We start from the raw sequence: 16314 nt of genomic DNA on the forward strand, positions 1-16314 counted from the left end.
TTCCGTAGGGCCTATTATAAAGGAATATTTTCCTCTCTTGATTTCCAGGCGCTTTTTATAGATTTTATATGGCGAAACCCCGTAATCGAGTAAGTGCCAAGTATCTCTAAATCCTTCGGCGCACTGATGGTAATAAACTCACCACGACCAAAATAGCTTTCGACGGAGCCAATAAAACACATTCCGTTCAACCAAACAGGGATAACTGCGATAGGTTGCGTGACATAATTCCCAGCAATGCCCGATCTATAATTATCTACGTCTTCTGTTAATGTGCCTGCTGGTATGGGACAAATTGGCTTTGATACATGTGGCTGTTGTTTGGTGTAGTATTCCTGTGTATTGAGGGATTTTATTAACTGTTTTTTATCATGGGCGTTTAGTTTTAGATTCAACTGTTCCCCTTTATCTTGTGGTTCAATTGATAAGACATCGTATTCATGTTGATAAAAAATAGTTATGCTTGGGACCAGGGCATCTTTACTAAATGGCCGTAACAAATAAAAGGTATCTTCATCATATTCACCATTGAACCAAAGTGCATAGACTTGGCCATTAATACGTACCCACTCGCTCCACTGATTGGCTCCGCGCCCATTTTCTGAATATAGTGCTCCAGTTATCGCATGGGCACCATTGTCAGTATGGTTATTTATAGCGATAAATTTGTCACCAACACGCTTTAGGACCCCAGTGTAACTAAATAATCCAGTACCCCCTACATAGCTGTTAATAATAAGGTCTCTCTTACCGTCATCATCGATATCAACAAGTTTGCAATTTATCTTTCCATTTTCCGATTCCGCGTTGAAATTTGTGTTGATAAATGCTTGCCATTCATCGTTGCTAATTTCAATTGACGGTTTTTTGAATGTTTTTTTTGATGTATTCACATCGATTGTAAAGTCAGTGCTGCCAGTTAACGGGAAATCCTTAGCAATTTTTTCTAATGCTTGCTTTGGTTCAGTTTGCAGCTTTTTTACAATCGTATTATGAAGTAATGTCAATGCATAATTATCAGACTCAATGTCCTGTTGGCTTCGAGATTGAGCAGTGACAAGAGAGGGGACAATAAATAAAAGCACAATCGGAAATATTAAATATCGGTTCATTACCCTCTCCTTAGCTGATTTGATTCTGGTTTTTCGATAATTACATTGGCATTAATATCTGGAAATTTCTGCTCAGTGAGAACTGAAATGGCACTACCGTATACGCAGCAGCGATCAATAAAACCATTGAGGGCAACGGAATAGAGTGTATTTATTCTCCCAGGTAGATTAACTGAAGCACTGGCCTTCCAGAAAGCAGGGCTTCGGTAGTAGATTCTCATTCTGAGGTTCGTGTTAATGCTACATCTTTCAAGTATATGCTCTGCATCAGAATAATAAGCCATAGATTTTGAAATCCAGTAAAAACCAGCGCTGCTTACGACGTTGTAGTCGTTACTGCTAACATTATCCCTCCACATAATAACGTCATCAGGAGTATCATTTTCTACATCTGAAAGACGATTGTCTGTCAGCCTAATGTTACTATTTGCATATAATCGATTGTATTCTGAAGATAATCTGTTTTTTATGTCATTTGTGTACACACGTCCGCAAAAGCTAAAATAATCAAAGTAATTGCTGGGGCTGGTGAGTTGCAATAGCCCCCGCCCATGCCAGGGATGATACCAAACTTGTCGGTTTCCAAACTCTTCTCTTTGGGATAGCCACTGCGTCTCCTGTATGGCATTCCCAAGGAAACAGGCGATACGCAGAGGTGTAATGATAAGGTATTTTTGCATTGCCTTATTCAGGTGAGTTCGAATACTTTCTGCCATACTTCCGGTTGTATCTCTATAGGCTATGGGTTCCCAAAGATAATTATTGCGACGAGCCATTCTAATTACGTTAAGGGGTATCAGCTGTTTCAGTTCAGATTTACTCAACCAGCAGCACTTACGAAAATGGCTAATGAAAGCCTCAGGATGGAAATGCCACATCCTGCCTGTTCCGAGCTCACCTGTTTCAAAACACAGTGCAGTAGCATGACTTTTCAGTTCTTCATAGTCCGTATCTGACATGACCGGGATATCGTCAGCTCCCGTTTTCAGCCAGGCATAACGTTGATCAAACGTGGAGGAATTCCATTCCAGCGGGAAGTTACAGATGAGCCGGTTTCTCTGTTCCCCAAAGTTTTCGCTTTCTTGCAGGACGGCAATAAAAGGAGAATTGCACTGGCTGTTTGTGTCCGTATCGTCATCAACCATTCGCCACCCCGTCCAGTGTGGGAAGTCGGCATCGCTGAATTTTTTAATGTTTGAAAAGGCCAGATTTACCATGCCCGTACCACCGGGAAAGTTGACGGTACGCCACAGTGGGGCATTGACCGGTGTCAGGGTTTCATATTCAGTATTGATGATCCGGCCGAAGCGAAGCAGTTCAAAACCAGCTGATGGGTTCTGGGGGTACAGGCGATTTGCAGTGTTGTAGAGGTTGTACTCATAGCGCAGCACGGTATCTTGACCATTATCCAACTGATCAGCATCGGCATTCACCAACGGATCACCCACCATATTGAAGAGTGTCACTATTGTGGAATTCTGCCTGCGAGTGACCATGGTACAGTCGCCTTCTGCGAAGGTCATGCTGACGTAGAGCGGCTCTGTGCTGGTATGGACTGCATGCAGATAAGCTGTATCCGGTGAGCGTGGATCAGGTACAGATTCATAAAAACGTGTACCTGCTGGCAGATAAAAATGAATGTCGCCATAAACAGTGTCGGTTCTGCCGTCACGGGTGATATCCAGTTCGGGGGCGGTGCGCCCGGTCAGTTTCAGCATATTCGCGTTGTCACAGAACACCTGGAAGTGGAAGGCATTCACGTTATCCACCATACCGCTCTGCCCGACAGTATCCTTGCGCCAGATCCGGGCCCCCTCACTGATAGCGGGATCCAGCCTGTCCCGGAGGTGCATATAGAGGGAGTAATACATAATGCTGCAATTTTCACCGATATCGGTTTCATGCCTGAGCAATACATAACCGTCATTGGTTCTGCCATTATAATTCAGCGGGAAGGTATCACGTTTGTTGTCGGTGGAGGGCCTGCGAAAAGAAATAACCACACCATCAGCAATCGCCCGGACCATTTCGGGACGGTGACCGGTGTCGGTATGCGTGATATGTACACCACCATGCCATGATGCGTGCGCATTGAGCGGGAAATTACGGCGGCTGTCCACGGGCATCATCCTTGCAACCCATGAGGCATCACTTTCACCATCGTTTCGAGGACGGATAAACGGCGGGCTGATTATCATACTGACTCCATGTCAGATTTCAGATTTAATGGAGCATAAAATAGCGTAATTTTATTTAAAAAAGCATTGTCCAATGGCAATGAAAATGCGGAATACTTACGCTCCACCTAATAATTTTATAGTTCGTGGAGCGGGCAATATTCAGTCGGCGGACTATTTCTGATGTCTTAGTCTTCCTTTTGAAAAGTGCAGTTGCCATAGTCATTTAATCACGATGTGCATGGTGAGATAAGAAAGCGATAAACTAACGGTCAAGAAGATCAGTTTGGAGCGCTGGGCGTCGTGTTTAAGAGCGCTATTTTATGCAGGCAACCTTGGATAATCTCGGAGCGTAAGGTGAAATACTAACTTTCAAAGATATCGCACGCCTCTGCCGTTTTGCGCCGTACATATCAATATGCTTAGCCACTGAGCTTTTACGCGGTCAAAACTTGGGTCCAAAGTACAGCTATGACCATTAGATGATGCATCAGAAGTAGAAGATATTTGCTTAACTTGGGTTATCTTTTCACTAAGCTTTAGACTCTACAATGCACAGGCTTGCTTTTCGCGCCGCTTCAGGCCTTTAATGCCGAATACTTTTGCACAGAGGAACTGCTATGAGCCATTTCCGACCTGTGGCGTTAGAACACGCCAGCCGCCTGCTGAACCACGGTCCGACCATTCTGATTACCAGCCGCGATGATGAGATCGATCGTCGCAATATTATGGCGGCAGCCTGGTCGATGCCGGTGGAATTCTCGCCGCCGCGCATAGCTATCGTGGTGGATAAAAGCGCCTGGTCGCGAGAGCTTATTCTGCGCAGCGGGATGTTTGGCATTGTGGTACCGGGGGTGGCGGCCACCAACTGGAGTTACGCTGTCGGCAGCGTTACCGGGCGCGATGAGGACAAATTTAACTGTTATGGCATTCCGGCGATTGCCGGGCCGGTACTGGGCCTGCCGGTGGTAGAAGAAAAGTGTCTTGCCTGGATGGAGTGCCGCTTATTACCGCCGACCGCGGCGCTGGAAAAATATGACACACTGTTTGGTGAGGTGGTTTCCGCCGCAGCCGATGAGCGCGCCTTTATCAACGGCCGCTGGCATTTTGACGACGACCAGTTGAATACCCTCCATCATCTCGGCGGTGGCACCTTTGTAACCAGCGGCAAAATCCTTACCGCCGGTGCCGGTAAATAGCCGGTTATTTCGGCAGCGCTTCAATCCAGTTCATCACCAGTTCCGGCCAGACGGCGGCAGGCAAATGCGTTACGCCGCGCACGCCAAAGCCGTGCTGCCCCTGGCTAAACAGGTGCATTTCCGTCAGCACATTGTGCGCATGTAGCGCGTTGAACATCACCAGCGAGTTGGCGACGGGCACCGAAGGATCGTCCACGGCGTGCAGCAAAAATGTCGGCGGCGTTTGCGCCGTGACGTTCAGCTCCGGGGAATAGTGTTTGATCTGCTCGGCGGTAGGTGTCTTGCCGATCAGCGCTTCACGGGATCCAGGGTGAGCAATGGCAGCATCCATGGAGATTACCGGGTAACCGAGTACCACAAAATCCGGGCGCGCGCTCAGCTTATCGATACTATCCGTTGCCGGATAGACCGTCTCGTCGTAACGGGTTTCAAGGCTTGCTGCCACGTGTCCGCCCGCCGAAAAGCCCATCACGCCAATTCTTTTAGCTTCAATCTGCCCCGCAGCTGCCTGCGCGCGTAAAGTGCGTAGCGCGCGCTGCGCATCGGCCAGTGGCGCATTGGATTTTTCAGCATGTCCATCTTCCGGCATGCGATAGGTCATCACATATAATGTGTAGCCACGGGCATTAAAGGGTTTGGCTAAATCGCTTCCCTCTTTATCGAGTACCACCCGTTTATAAGAGCCGCCGGGCATCACCAGAAGCGCCGTGCCGTTAGGTTTTTGCGACGCATAAACGGTGATTTGTGGGGCGCGAATGCCGGTGACTGCCCGGTCCGGCAGCGCGGGATTCTTACTTCGCTCGGTTAAGTTAAAGGTGACCGGGCTATTTTTCGCGCCGGGGGCATCCCCCGTCGGCCAGACGGGGAAAGAGGTGTCGGCAAAAACGGCGGGAGTGATAAGCAGCCCGGCAAGAGCCAGTGAGGTGAGTGTCCGCGACATAATGTTCTCCATGGGAAAAAGAGTTATGTAGCATTAACCCGCGCGCTAAAAATTCGAAGCACGCCACAAAACGGTGTTTCATTAAAATTGAAAAATCCGCAAGGGAAAAATCATAGAAGCCCACGCTGCGCTGTGGGCTGGCAGGCGATTAGAGGGAGTAACCGGGTTTCTTAATCAGCATTTCCATCTGCGGCGCAATCTCGGTATCCCATACTTGCGCTTTCCAGTTTTCCTCAGCGACAGCGTTAAGCGCCACGCTCACCGAACTCTCTTTACTGTTGAAATGGCGAATAATCACTTCGGTGATAGCGTTGGCCAGCGCCGTTTTTTGTTCATCGTTAAAATCACGGGGAAAAGATTTGATATCGACATGTGGCATAGCACGCTCCTGAATAAAGAGATGTCACCCGGCAAAACCGGGCGGCATAAAAAGGGGACCGGTTGATAGTAGCCCGCCCCGCTTATGACTATTTTCGCTTCTGTGCGTTTTACCGTTGATCCGCCCCGATAATCTCATTTTTTTGCAGCACGCTTTGCAGTTGCGGCAGCCGACAGACGGCGTCGGCAATGGCGGTTAACTTCGGCGTATGCTCGGCAAACCAGGCGTGGCGCGGGCCCCAGCTACGCATCACGCAAAGGTAGATATCCAGCAGCGTGAGCTGTTCGCCAAAAGCGTAAGGTGTGGCCTGCAGCTGCGTTTCCAGCCACAGGTAGAGCGTTTTGCGATACTTCTGGCAATTTTCCACCAGCTGATCCGCTGCGTCCGGGGCGAAGCGTTGCGGATAATCGGCGTAGGTAAAGGTGGGATAAACATTGGCGACCAGCCAGACCAGCAGCCGATAAAACTGTTGGCGTTGATGGCTCCCTGCGGCGGGCGCTAAATCGGGACGGGCATCGAGGATCATCAGCGCCACGGCGGCTGATTCCGTCATCACGCTGCCGTCATCCATCTCCAGGGTTGGCACCTGACACAGTGGATTGAGTTTTCGCAGTCTATCCTGCTGCGGGCCGGGTTTATCAAATCCATCGACATCGACGAACTGATAAGGAATTTCCGCCAGCGTCAACATCACTTCGCTGATAGCGGATCCCCAGCCGGGAACACCATACACCTTGATCATCGCATCACCTCTGGTTCAGAAGAAACCTTAAGCTTAGGACAAACTGGCGATAAATTCGTCAACCTGCTGTGGCGAGGTCAGGCGAACAAAACGCAGATGCTGATAGCGCGGATCGGCCATATCGCGCAGATAACGCGTGCGGTTGCTACGCCAGGTTTTTAGCGACCAGAGGATGATTGATTCGCGGCTCAAAAAGGCACGGCGCAAGCTTTCCCGATTGCCGGTACCCGGCCACAGCTCCTGCTTGCTGCGGGCGCGTTTAATGGCGCGCAGTGTGACCTGGCGCAGGGTGCGCCAGAAACCGTAATCGATCCACACCACGATATCGACCTGCCGCCACTTGATGTCGCGGCTGCGATTATAGTTGCCGTCCAGCACCCAGCCAGGCTGTTGCAGAAGCTGCTCCAGACGCGCATAGAGTTCCGCGTCCGGCGTACCCTGCCAGTCGGCACGCCAATAGAGGCTGTCCATTTCGATATAGGGCACGTTAAGCGTGCTCGCCAGCCGCTTTGCCAGCGTCGATTTACCGCTGCCGCTGGTGCCAATCACGTTGATTCTCATAAGATCAGGCTGATTCCCGCTCAATAAAGTGAAAGCCGATATCGACGATCTCCTCCGTGAGCTCCATCCCTTCAATGCGCTCCATCAGCATCGTTGCTGCGCGTTGACCAATAATCTGTCGGTCGACGCTCACCGTGGTGATCGAGGGATGATTGCCAGCGGCGAAATCGAGATCGCCAAAACCGATTACCGCCAGATCCTGGGGTATACGAAGGCCGCGGGCTTGTGCTTCGACAATAGCTCCCTGCGCCAGGGTATCCGAGCTGCAGACCACCACGTCAAACTCGCCGCGGGCAAGCAGTTCGCGTAGCCCTTCTCGCCCGGAGGTAAAGCGTGCCGGTAGCGCAATGTCAACGACAGAGGGGTTGGCGATACCGTTACGCGCCAGCGTGTCGCACAGCCCGTTTTTACGCTGCGCCGCGCGTTTATCCACGGCCCACAGCAGGCCTGGACGGCGATAGCCTTTACGCAGCAGGTATTCCGCTGTGGCCTGTCCCACTTTTTCATGGGAGAAACCGACCAGCATATCCAGCGGCGTCGGCGTTAAATCCCAGACTTCCACCACCGGCACGCTGGCGTTAAGCAGCACTTTTTTTAAATCCGCAGAATGGTGAATCCCCGTCAGCACAATACCGTCGGGACGGCGCGACAGCAGCGCAGATACCAGCTCCGCTTCCGTTTGTTGGGTATAACCAGCAACGCACAGCAGCATATGATAGCCGCGCAGCGCCAGCGCATCGCTGATGGCCTGGATAGTATCGACAAACATATTGTTATTGATTTGCGGCACCACCACGGCAATCAGTTTACTGCGCCGCGACGCCAGCCCGCCGGCCAGCGCATTCGGAATATAGCCGGTCGCTTTTACCGCGGCGAGCACCTTTTCCACGGTTTTTGGGCGCACCAGCTGCGGCGTGTTAAGCGCCCGACTTACGGTCATTGAGGAGAGCCCCGCCGTACGGGCAACATCATCAAGGGTCGGCGCACGCGGCGGCAAAGGACGAGCAGATTTTGGCATGAGTGACTCACTGAGTATCAGCAGTATATGTCGGACAATTAGTGTTGCGTTGTAGTATACGCCTTTCTCCTTTCATTGCCGCTCTTTCCGCTAAATCAGTGGGTTACATCATGTTTTTATTATTAATGTTAGCGCTATCAATTTTTAGACGAAAGGAAATGGATCACGTTATAAAAGAGGATGAGTGAGCATTAAATGCTCCTCATCATAAAAATATATGTTCCTCTTTTGAGGAGTCATTACCTCTATTTGTTGTGCGGAAATTGTTACTTCTTAAATGTTAGCGCAAACGCTTTATTGTCCAGATGTGCTGATTGTGACCGTAAGCGCCAGTTACGACGCCGTGATCTTCGCTAACACTGTAAATTCGGCAAACGTCTTTATCCTCGCGCCAGGCTGTTGTCCCTGCTCAATCAGGGCAACAGCCTGATTGAGTTACTCGTAGGTGATACCCGGCGGATTGACCTGCGAACGTTCAACGGCCTCCCCTGCTTCTCCCCAGCGCGCCAGCACCTGCTGATATTCACCCCGTTCGATGGCCCCCTCCAGCGCCGCCTGCAGAGCGTAAACCAGCCCGTTGCCTTTTCTGGTGGTCGTGGCAACCCAGGCTTTTTTTGGCCCCAGCCCAACCACTTTACTCTGGCCGTTCAGTGCGGCTTTATAAGCGGCGACGGATTGCGGGCCAAAAACCACATCGGCGCGCCCGGATTGAATATAGAGATTGCCCGAGGCGTCATCCGTCAGGTAGATCGGCTGCGCGGGCGCCCGGCCAGCCGCCTGGTTCTCTTCATTCCAGCGCAGCAAAATGCGCTCCTGATTGGTCCCTGATCCGACAATCACTTTACGCCCGGAGAGATCCTGCGGACCGCTGATTGATTGAATAGCGCTGGTGGATTTCACCGAAAAAGCCAGCGAATCGGCACGGTAAGTGGCGAAATCAAACTTCTGTTTTCGCGCCTCGGTGACGGCAATATTCACCAGCGCCAGATCGTAGCGCCCGGAGGTAATGCCCAGCGGCCAGTCTTCCCACGCCGTCGGCACCAGCCGCAGCTTCAAACCGAGGCTTTGCGCCAGTAAGCGGGCGATATCCGGATCGCTACCGATGCGCGTGCGGTTATCGCTGGCCACCAGCGCCAGCGGCGGCGAGTTCAGCGCCGAGATCGCCACCGTTAAGGTTCCCGGTTCGACAAAACGGTAATTTGGCGGGATTTTGGCAATCGCCGCGTCATTGCGCTGCACGGCGATCGGCTGTTCATTGGCTTTTATATCGAGGCTGCTTTGGGCAAAACTGCCCGCGCTGACCAGCAGCAGCGCCAGTAATCTTTTCATCCTGGTTCCTTATAAGACTTTAGAGAGAAACTGGCGCGTACGCGGATGCTGTGGACGGTTTAACACCGCCTCACTGCTCCCCTGCTCGACAATTTTGCCCTCGACCATAAACACCACCTGATCCGCCACTTCGCGGGCAAAGCCGATTTCATGGGTTACCACCACCAGCGTCGATCCGCTACGCGCCAGCTTTTTGATCACATCCAGCACTTCACCCACCAGTTCCGGATCCAGCGCCGAGGTCGGCTCGTCGAATAACATTACGCGTGGGCGCAGTGATAGCGCGCGGGCAATGGCGATGCGCTGCTGCTGGCCACCGGAAAGATGGCGCGACCAGGCATCGGCTTTATTGCGCAGCCCCACCACATCCAACAGCGCATAAGCCTGCTCAATCGCCTCTTTGCGGCTCAGTTGTTTATGGGCAATCGGCGCTTCAATCAGATTTTCCAGCACCGTCAGATGCGGGAAGAGATTGAAGTTCTGAAACACGTAACCGACGTTGACCCGCTGGCGCAAAATCTCCTTCTCTTTAAGCTCATACAGTTTGTCGCCCTGCAGGCGATAGCCGATGTATTCACCGTCAATACGAATAAACCCTTCATCGACGCGCTCCAGATGGTTAATAGTGCGCAGCAGCGTGGATTTACCGGAGCCGGACGGCCCAAGGATCACCGTCACCGAACCGGGTGGGATCTCAAGGGAGATCTCATCCAGCGCTTTATGGCGACCAAAATATTTGCTGACGCCGGTTATCGAAATATGGCCATTAAGAGAGGTTGGCATGTACAGGCTCCTGCGGCTGCGCCACGCGTGGGCCAGCGGTTGAACGAACGCGAACAGGGGAAATCGCCGAGCGGCGTTCACTACGCGCCAGCCAGCGTTCCACCAGATATTGAATCCCTGACAGGACGCTGGTGATCACCAGATACCAGACGGCGCCCACCATCAGCAGCGGGATCACCTCTTGCGTACGGTTGTAGATCATCTGAATGGTGTAGAACAGCTCCGGCATCGCCAGCACGTAAACCATTGCCGTCCCTTTGGCCAGGCTGATGATTTCGTTAAAACCGGAAGGCAGAATCGTGCGCAGCGCCTGGGGCAGAATAATACGCCGCGTGCGCCGCCAGGCCGGTAAACCGAGAGCCGCCGCCGCTTCGTACTGACCGTGATCGACGCCGAGAAACCCGCCGCGAATAATCTCGGCGGTGTAGGCACTTTGTACCAGCGTCAGCCCGAGAACCGCCGTCGAGAACTGCCCGAGCACGTTGATGGTGTTATAGCGCGCCCATTCGATGCCGGTAAAAGGAATGCCCAGCGACAGACTGTCGTAAAGATAAGAGAAGTTGTAGAGAATAATCAGCACCACGATCAGCGGTAGCGAGCGAAACAGCCAGATATAGCCCCAGGCAAGACTGCTCAACAGCCACGACGATGAGAGCCGGGCCAGCGCCAGCAAGCCGCCGAATATCACACTCAGCACGGTGCCAATCAGCGTCAGCAGTAATGTCTGCCCTAACCCTTCGAGGATCACCGGATCGAAAAACCAGCGGGCAAATACCGACCATTCCCAGCGGGGATTAAAGGCCACCGATTGAACAATAGCCGCCAGCACGAACAGGGCGACCACCGCGCCAACGGTGCGCAGCGGATAGCGCGCCGGGACCACTTTTATCGTTTCTGTACTCTTCATTGCTGTTCCTCAGGCGGTTTGGCTTAAGCGCGCCACCGACAACGCTTTGGTAAAGCGCAACCGGCCGTCATAAGGCGGCAGGCTGTACTCCTCCGGGTTGCGATGGATATCGAACTGCGGTTGATAACCCTGGCTTAGATAGAGACGCACCGCTTCCGGCTGGCGAAAGCCGGTGGTCAGGTAAATATGGCTGTAACCGGCAAGCAGCGCGCGATGCTCCAGCTGCTGGACGATTTTCGCCGCCAGTCCCTGCTGGCGCAGCTGCGGGTGGGTCCAGATGCGTTTGATCTCAGCCGTCTGCGCATCAAAGGGTTTATATGCGCCGGTGGCGATAATTTCGCCGCCGCGCTCCAGCACCAGAAACAATCCCTGCGGCGCTAAATACCACTCGGTTTGCTCCACTTCGGCGCTGCGGGAAAAGTAGTCGCCATAGCGTGCAGCATATTCCGCAAACAGCCCGTTGAGGATCGGCTGTAGCTCTGCCGCTTCTGGCGAAACATCGCGGAAACGATCGCGCATAATGTTCTCCTTAATCGCCAAGACCTGCCGGATTAATCTCCGACGCCGGAATACGTTCAACACCCTCACCCCAACGGTTGAGCACCTTGTCGTAGTCACCGTTTTTAATCGCCCCGTTAAGCGCCGTTTGCACCGGCTGCGCCAGCCCGCTGCCTTTACGCAAGGTGACGGCGATATGTGCCGCTTTCGGCCAGCCACCGTCGACGCTGCCCACAAGTTTGGTTTTACCCGTTAACGCCGCTTTCCATGCGCCAATCACGTTCGGGCCGAAATAAGCGTCGGCGCGCCCCGATTGCAGCGCCAGGGTCTGGGCGGCATCATCTTTGGTATAAACCGGGGTAAAGGGCTTGAGCCCTTTTTTCACATTCTCAGCGTTCCACGCGAGCAGGATCGCCTCTTGATTAGTACCGGACCCGACAATAATACGCAGCCCGGCAATCTCTTCCGCTTTGCTAATAGACTTCAGCGGGCTGGTCGATTTGACATAGAAACCGAGGGAATCCTTGCGATAGGTCGCGAAATCGAACTTCGCTTTGCGCTCTTTAGTGACGGTGATGTTGCTGATGGCTGCGTCATATTTGCCAGAGGTTACGCCGAGCGGCCAGTCCTCCCACGAAGTGGGCACCACGTTGAGCTCCAGCCCAAGGCTGCTGGCGACCAGCCGGGCAATGTCGACTTCGCTCCCAAGCAGGGTTTTATTGTCATCGGCGAAAACCGTCAGCGGCGGCGAATTGAGCGCCGCTACGGCGACGGTGAATTTCCCCGGCACCACAAAAGCGTAATTTTTCGGCAGTTCGGCGATGGCCTTTGGGTTTTTCGCCGTTACGATCGGCGCTTTATTGGCGTCCAGGCTGACGCCGGTGCCGTTGATGGTGACGTTTTCAGCCCAGGCCAGCGGCGCAGCCGCCAGTATGAGCGAAAGGATGAGCGATGTTTTCATAGCGGATTCTTCTTTTATTGTTGTGTGGCGGGATGAACCGGAACGGCAAGCCCTAAGCTTTCGCGCAGTGTGGTGCCGGGATATTCCGTACGAAACAGGCCACGCGCCTGCAGCAACGGCACCACTTTTTCTACAAAGCGCGGAAAGGTATCGGGCGTTCCGCCCTGGATGATAAAACCGTCGGCAGCGTGGTTTTCGAACCACTTTTGCAGCCCATCGGCGACCTGCTGCGGCGTACCGGAAAAACGCGGGCGCGGCGACGTGCTCTCCAGCGCAACCTGGCGCAGGGTTAACCGACGCTCGCGGGCAATACGTTTGATCTCATCGGTGGTGCTGCGAAAGCTGTTTTGCCCTAAATCGCCGACGTTCGGAAACGGCTCATCAAGGGGATACTGGCTAAAATCATGATGTTCGAAGTAGCGCCCGAGGTAATTCAGCGCATCTTCAATGGAGACCAGCGCGGCGGTGGTTTGATACTGCTGCTCGGCATCCTCTTCGCTGTCGCCGACAATCACGCTGACGCCCTGGAAAATATGCAGTTCGTCATGGCGACGGCCATATTTTTCCAGCTGATTTTTCACATCGCGATAAAAAGCCTGCGCTTCTTCGAGGGTTTCCTGATGGGTAAAAATAGCGTCCGCATGGCGCGCCGCCAGCTGTTTACCGTCGTCGGATGCGCCCGCCTGGAAAATAACCGGCCTCCCCTGCGGCGTACGGCCTATATTTAACGGCCCGGCGACCTTGAAAAAGTCACCGTGGTGATTGAGGGGATGTAATTTACCCGCATCGAAGAACTGCCCGCTCTGTTTATTACGCACAAAGGCGTCTTCTTCCCATGAATTCCACAGCCCTTTCACTACCTGCAAATATTCATCGGCAATCCGATAACGCAACGCATGATCCGGATGCTGCGCGCGGGAGAAATTTTTTGCCGAGCCTTCCAGCGGCGAGGTGACCACGTTCCAGCCAGCCCGTCCCTGGCTGAGATGATCGAGGCTGGCGAACTGGCGCGCAACGGTAAAAGGTTCGCTGTAGGAGGTAGAAAGCGTGCCCACTAAACCGAGATGATGAGTGACGCTGGCGAGCGCCGATAATACCGTTATCGGTTCGAAGCGATTTAAAAAATGGGGGATCGATTTTTCATTGATATATAACCCGTCGGCGACAAACAGAAAGTCCAGCTTCCCCTGCTCGGCAATGCGCGCCGTGTCCTGCACAAAGTTAAAATTAATACTCGCATCGGCAATGGCCGCCGGGTGACGCCATGCGGACATATTCCCCGATGCGCCATGTAATATCGTGCCAAGCCGTAGTTGTCGTGCTGTAGACATAACCGATCCTCATTTTTGGGCAACAGGTGGCCCGGAGCATCCGCCCCAGGCAAACTAAGTGGCTATTAAGGTTGCAGCAGCGCTTTTTCCGCCAGCAGGGCGAAATAACGCGCCGCCTGTTCAATTAATGCTTCATCCGGATTAAACGCCGGATGGTGCAGACCGTATTCACTGTGGCTACCGATGCTGACAAACGCGCCGGGAATCTGCTGCAGATAGACGGCGAAATCTTCCCCACCCATGTGCAAATCCGCCTCCTGCGTCTGATAGCCATGCCCATCGGCAACGTCGCGGGCGAAGGTAGCCCAGCTATCGTCATTGACCAGCGCGGTCGGCCCGGCAAACCAGCGGACGTCGATCTGTGCGTTAAACGCCTGCGCCAGCCCGGCGGCAATGTCGTTGACTCTTTTTGTGACGTTGTCACGAACCGTTTGCCGATGGGTGCGCAGCGTCCCTTCCAGCTCGACCTGTTCTGGCAACACATTCCAGGTATTACCGCCCTGAATGCGCGTGACGCTGAGCACGACGGATTCCAGCGTGTTGACGTTGCGACTGGCAATGCTTTGCAGCGCCACCACTAACTGACTGGCGAGTAATATGGCGTCGTTGCCTTCGTGGGGACGTGCGGCATGCGCCCCTTTTCCACTTACCGTCAGTGAGAAGCGATCGACGTTGGCATAAAACGCACCGCCGCGGGTGGCAAAGGATCCCACCGGTAAACCGGGTTCGTTGTGCATACCAAAAATCGCGCGAACGTTATCCAGCGCGCCGGCGCTGATTAAACGTTTAGCCCCGCCAAAACTCTCTTCTGCGGGCTGGAACAGGATGCGCACCCGGCCTGCCAGCTGCGACTCTTTCTGTTTGAGCAGCAGCGCCGCGCCCAGCATTACGCTGGAATGAATATCGTGGCCGCAGGCATGCATCACCCCCGCGTTGCGCGAGGCAAACGGCACATCGACTTTTTCTTCAATCGGTAAGGCATCGATATCCGCGCGCAGGGCAATCACTTTCTCACCGCGGCCCACTTCCGCCACCACGCCGGTGGGGAGGTTCAGTGGCAACAGCTTTAGCCCGGCGTTTTCCAGCCAGTGGCGAATACGGCGAGTGGTTTCAAACTCCTGCAGCGACAGTTCTGGGTGCTGGTGCAACTCGCGTCGCCAGTCGATCAGTTGTTGCCCGAAGCTCATCCCGTGACCTCCTGCGAAGTGCTGGCACCGGCATGCGCCTGCGCCAGCAGTAACACGGAGGTCAGTCGCGCCGCGCCTTCGCTAACCGGCGTGTCGATAATAAATTCATCAATGGCAAACTGCTGATGCAGGGCGTCCAGCTCCGCCAGCACCTGCTGCGCCGTACCGGCAATCAGCGAGTGCGGTCGTTTGGCGATCCGTACCGCCGGGCTGCCGGCCTGGCGGGCGAAAGCCTGGCCCTGCGCTTCACTGGCAACGCTCACCCGCTGGCCGTTTGCCAGCTCCACGCCCCAAATTTCCACCTGTTGCGCCAGCGCTTTCGCCTGGGATTCGCTCTCGGCGACAATGACCTGCACCGCTACCAGCGTGTCGCGCTGCGTCTGTAATTGCCACTGCGTGACAACGTCACGCAAAAGCGCTTTATCGCCGTTGAGATGGGCGGCAAAAACGAAGTTCCAGCCGAGCCTTGCCGCCAGGGCCGCACTTTCCAGGCTGGCGCCGAGTAAAAATCCGTCGGCACGCTGCGGCGGTAAGGGCATGGCAAGGACGGTTTCTTCCGCCACATCATCTTTTGTCAGCGACAGCCAGTTATCCAGCTGTGCCAGCTGGTCGGCGAAACTGCCCTTTTCCGCCAAATTTATCCCTTGCTGTAGGGCGCGGGTAGACAGCGGCAGCCCGCCGGGGGCTTTACCGACGCCAAGATCGACGCGCCCAGGCGCGAGGGTCGCCAGCAGGTTAAAGTTCTCTGCCACCTTAAACGGGCTGTAGTGTTGCAGCATTACGCCGCCGGATCCGACGCGAATACGCCGCGTCTGAGCAAGGATCCAGGCGATAAGCAGTTCGGGCGACGGGCTCGCCAGCTGCGCGGTGTTGTGATGTTCGGCAATCCAGAATCGGTGATAGCCCCAGTTCTCCGCCTGCTGCGCCAGTTGCAGCGTGCGGGCCAGGGCGTCCTGCGCGGTTTCGTGTTCCGCAATCGGGCTTTTATCCAGCAGACTCAGGCGATAAGACATGCAGTGCACTCATGTTAGAGAAGATAAGGCCATTAAACGGGGGATGAGCACCTGCTGTGAAACAATTAATTTACATTACATAAGCAAAAAATTTGCATAGCCGCTAATACGCAGCACCTGGAGCCGGTCTTAGGTAAATTCATTCACTCACTGTATGGTTAATTTGTTACATATTTG

At 53.7% G+C, this 16314-nt stretch carries 16 protein-coding genes; 1 reads left to right on the forward strand and 15 read right to left on the reverse strand.

The genetic code is table 11. From position 1 onward, the window contains the following. Window positions 1–14: 14 nt before the first annotated feature. Entirely contained in the window at window positions 15–1112 is a 1098-nt protein-coding gene (locus RW65_RS00680; protein WP_039054730.1) for a Rossmann-fold NAD(P)-binding domain-containing protein, read from the reverse strand. Beyond that, entirely contained in the window at window positions 1112–3310 is a 2199-nt protein-coding gene (locus RW65_RS00685; RefSeq protein WP_039054731.1) for a M23 family metallopeptidase, read from the reverse strand. Before RW65_RS00685 ends, RW65_RS00680 begins: the two co-directional genes overlap by 1 nt. 599 nt (window positions 3311–3909) lie before the next feature. Here RW65_RS00685 and RW65_RS00690 point away from each other — a divergent pair. Then, complete coding sequence (locus RW65_RS00690) at window positions 3910–4488, forward strand: flavin reductase family protein (protein ID WP_039054732.1); 579 nt, start codon at window positions 3910–3912, stop codon at window positions 4486–4488. Window positions 4489–4492: 4 nt separating this feature from the next. Here RW65_RS00690 and RW65_RS00695 read toward each other — a convergent pair whose 3' ends face one another. The 13 genes from RW65_RS00695 to RW65_RS00755 all read right to left on the reverse strand — a co-directional run bounded on the left by RW65_RS00695 (window position 4493) and on the right by RW65_RS00755 (window position 16137). Continuing rightward, window positions 4493–5428 (reverse strand): alpha/beta hydrolase, encoded by a 936-nt coding sequence (locus RW65_RS00695; protein ID WP_039054733.1) that lies wholly within the window; start codon window positions 5426–5428, stop codon window positions 4493–4495. A 148-nt stretch (window positions 5429–5576) separates the two neighbouring features. Continuing rightward, complete coding sequence (gene pptA / locus RW65_RS00700) at window positions 5577–5807, reverse strand: tautomerase PptA (protein WP_039054734.1); 231 nt, start codon at window positions 5805–5807, stop codon at window positions 5577–5579. A gap of 109 nt (window positions 5808–5916) precedes the next feature. After that, window positions 5917–6549: a glutathione S-transferase family protein gene (locus RW65_RS00705; protein WP_039054735.1), complete on the reverse strand. Its 633-nt coding sequence runs from the start codon at window positions 6547–6549 to the stop codon at window positions 5917–5919. A gap of 33 nt (window positions 6550–6582) precedes the next feature. After that, the gene (locus tag RW65_RS00710) at window positions 6583–7110 is read right to left on the reverse strand and encodes an AAA family ATPase (RefSeq protein ID WP_039054736.1); all 528 of its coding nucleotides are present in this window, start codon (window positions 7108–7110) and stop codon (window positions 6583–6585) included. Window positions 7111–7114: 4 nt separating this feature from the next. Then, window positions 7115–8128: a LacI family DNA-binding transcriptional regulator gene (locus RW65_RS00715; protein WP_039054737.1), complete on the reverse strand. Its 1014-nt coding sequence runs from the start codon at window positions 8126–8128 to the stop codon at window positions 7115–7117. 435 nt (window positions 8129–8563) lie between these two features. Next, a complete protein-coding gene (locus RW65_RS00720) occupies window positions 8564–9457 on the reverse strand; it encodes a transporter substrate-binding domain-containing protein (RefSeq protein ID WP_039054738.1) in 894 nt (297 codons plus the stop codon). A 9-nt stretch (window positions 9458–9466) separates the two neighbouring features. Next, on the reverse strand, window positions 9467–10240 hold the full coding sequence (locus tag RW65_RS00725; protein WP_039054739.1) for an amino acid ABC transporter ATP-binding protein: 774 nt from the start codon (window positions 10238–10240) through the stop codon (window positions 9467–9469). Then, window positions 10224–11147, reverse strand: a complete 924-nt coding sequence (locus RW65_RS00730; RefSeq protein ID WP_039054740.1) for an amino acid ABC transporter permease — start codon at window positions 11145–11147, stop codon at window positions 10224–10226. Before RW65_RS00730 ends, RW65_RS00725 begins: the two co-directional genes overlap by 17 nt. A gap of 9 nt (window positions 11148–11156) precedes the next feature. Further along, window positions 11157–11666: a GNAT family N-acetyltransferase gene (locus RW65_RS00735; RefSeq protein WP_039054741.1), complete on the reverse strand. Its 510-nt coding sequence runs from the start codon at window positions 11664–11666 to the stop codon at window positions 11157–11159. A 10-nt stretch (window positions 11667–11676) separates the two neighbouring features. Further along, entirely contained in the window at window positions 11677–12606 is a 930-nt protein-coding gene (locus RW65_RS23290; RefSeq protein ID WP_039054742.1) for an ABC transporter substrate-binding protein, read from the reverse strand. 14 nt (window positions 12607–12620) lie between these two features. Beyond that, entirely contained in the window at window positions 12621–13937 is a 1317-nt protein-coding gene (locus RW65_RS23295) for an LLM class flavin-dependent oxidoreductase (RefSeq protein WP_039054743.1), read from the reverse strand. Between the two features lie 65 nt (window positions 13938–14002). After that, complete coding sequence (locus RW65_RS00750; RefSeq protein ID WP_039054744.1) at window positions 14003–15124, reverse strand: amidohydrolase; 1122 nt, start codon at window positions 15122–15124, stop codon at window positions 14003–14005. Further along, window positions 15121–16137: an MsnO8 family LLM class oxidoreductase gene (locus RW65_RS00755; protein WP_039054745.1), complete on the reverse strand. Its 1017-nt coding sequence runs from the start codon at window positions 16135–16137 to the stop codon at window positions 15121–15123. Before RW65_RS00755 ends, RW65_RS00750 begins: the two co-directional genes overlap by 4 nt. Between the last annotated feature and the right edge of the window lie 177 nt (window positions 16138–16314).

The sequence above is a fragment of the Enterobacter sp. Bisph1 genome (assembly GCF_000814905.1).
Classification (GTDB): domain Bacteria; phylum Pseudomonadota; class Gammaproteobacteria; order Enterobacterales; family Enterobacteriaceae; genus Kosakonia.